Genomic DNA, 2038 nt, shown 5'->3' with positions numbered 1-2038 from the left:
GCCTTGGCGAAGGCGGCCGATGGTGGACTGACCTTCCTGGCCTCGGGCTCCCCGGCCGCCTTCGCCAAGGCCCGGCCCGCCCTCGATGCCATGGCCGGCACGCTCTACGAGCTCGGCGACGCGGCCGGCCAGGGCGCGGCCTTCAAGATGATCAACCAGCTGCTCGCCGGGGTCCACATCGCCGCCGCCTGCGAGGCGATGAGCTTCGCCGCCAAGCAGGGCCTCGACTTGGCCCGCGTCTACGAGGTGATCACCAAGTCGGCCGGCAATTCCTGGATGTTCGAGAACCGGGTGCCCCATATCCTCGACGCCGACTACGCGCCGAAGAGCGCGGTCGACATCTTCGTCAAGGATCTCGGCATCGTGCAGGACATGGCCCGGGCGGAGAAGTACCCAGTCCCGGTAGCCGCGGCGGCGCTCCAGATGTTCCTGATGGCGTCGGGCGCCGGCATGGGCCGGGACGACGACGCCTCCGTGGCGCGGCTCTACGCGCAGGTCTCGGGCGCCAAGCTACCCGGTCAGGCCTAGGGAGTCCGAAAAAAATGCCGCGCTTTGCCGCCAACCTCAGCCTGATGTTCAACGAGGTACCGTTCCTCGACCGCTTCGAGGCGGCGGCCCGGGCCGGGTTCGACGCCGTCGAGTTCCTGTTCCCCTACGAGCACCCGCCCGAGGCTATCGCCGAGCGGCTCCGGGCGAACGGCCTGACCCAGGCTTTGTTCAACCTGCCGCCGGGGGATTTCGCGAACGGCGAGCGCGGCTTGGCGGCGTTTCCTGAGCGCTTCGATGAACTGAAGGCGGGCGTCGACACCGCGCTCCGCTACGCCGAGGCGACCGGCGTCGCCCGGCTGCACCTGATGGCGGGCCTCGCCCCGCACGATGACGCCAAAGCCGCCGACGCCTATCGCCAGGCGGTGACCTGGACGGCGGAGCGCCTGGGCGCGGCCGGCCTCGAACTCGTGATCGAGCCGATCAACGGCCGCAACATGCCGGGCTACTTTTTGAACGATTTCGGTCGGGCCGCCGATCTCATCCGCGAGCTGGCGCTGCCGAACCTGAAGCTCCAGTTCGACCTCTACCATTGCCAGATCCTGCACGGCGACGTGACCATGCGGCTGCGCGCGCTGATGCCGATCGTCGGCCATGTCCAGACCGCGAGCGTGCCCGAGCGGCACGAGCCCGGCACCGGCGAGATGAACGACGCGTTCCTGTTCGACGAACTGGACCGGCTCGGCTACGCCGGGTTCGTCGGCTGCGAGTACATCCCGGCCGCCGACACCGTGGCCGGCCTCGGCTGGCTCGCCGCCTACAAGGGGAGTGCCCGATGAGCCTCGCGCTGGGATGCGTCGCCGACGATTACACGGGCGCCTCGGATCTCGCCAACACCCTGACCAAGGCGGGCCTGCGCACGATCCAGACCATCGGCGTGCCGGCGGATGACCGCGCCCTGCCGGAGGCCGACGCGGTGGTGGTGGCTTTGAAGAGCCGCTCGATCCTGGCCGAGCAGGCCGTGACGCGCTCCCGCGAGGCGGAGGGCTGGCTGCGCGCCCGAGGCGCCGCCCACGTGATGTTCAAGGTCTGCTCGACCTTCGATTCGACCGACGCCGGCAATATCGGCCCGGTCATGGACGCCCTGCGGGAAGCGGCCGGCGAACCGATCGCGCTGGTCACTCCGGCCTTCCCGGAGACGGGCCGCAGCGTCTACCAGGGCAACCTGTTCGTCGGCGCGGTGCCGCTGAACGAGAGCCCGCTGAAGGACCACCCGCTCAACCCCATGCGCGACGCCAACCTGGTGCGCGTCCTGGCGCGCCAGAGCGCCGGCCCGGTCGGCCTCGTGGATACCGCCACGGTTGCCCGCGGCGCCGAGGCCGTGGCGGCCCGGCTCGACGCCCTAGCGGCAGAGGGCAAGCGGGCGGCCATCGCGGACGCGATCTTCGACAGCGATCTTGAAGTGCTCGGTCGGGCGATCCTCACGAAGCGCTTCTCGGTGGGGGCCTCGGGGCTCGGGCTCGGGCTCGCCCGCGCCCTCGTGGCCGACGGG

At 70.6% G+C, this 2038-nt stretch carries 3 protein-coding genes; all 3 read left to right on the top strand.

What is annotated here, in order from left to right; genetic code table 11:
- On the top strand, positions 1-528 hold a 528-nt coding region (locus tag FV228_RS27945; RefSeq protein ID WP_147857473.1), incomplete at its 5' end, for an NAD-binding protein.
- 14 nt (positions 529-542) lie between these two features.
- Positions 543-1325 carry a 2-oxo-tetronate isomerase gene (gene otnI / locus FV228_RS27940; protein ID WP_147857472.1) on the top strand — a complete coding sequence of 261 codons (783 nt, stop codon included), beginning with the start codon at positions 543-545 and terminating at the stop codon, positions 1323-1325.
- A partial coding sequence (locus FV228_RS27935; RefSeq protein ID WP_147857471.1) for a four-carbon acid sugar kinase family protein occupies positions 1322-2038 on the top strand: 717 nt, incomplete at its 3' end. The genes otnI and FV228_RS27935, both read left to right, overlap by 4 nt.

Source organism: Methylobacterium sp. WL18 (assembly GCF_008040015.1).
Taxonomy (GTDB): Bacteria; Pseudomonadota; Alphaproteobacteria; order Rhizobiales; family Beijerinckiaceae; genus Methylobacterium; species Methylobacterium mesophilicum.
The sequence above is the reverse complement of the archived record's forward strand: the minus strand, read 5'-3'. Positions and strand labels throughout refer to the sequence as shown.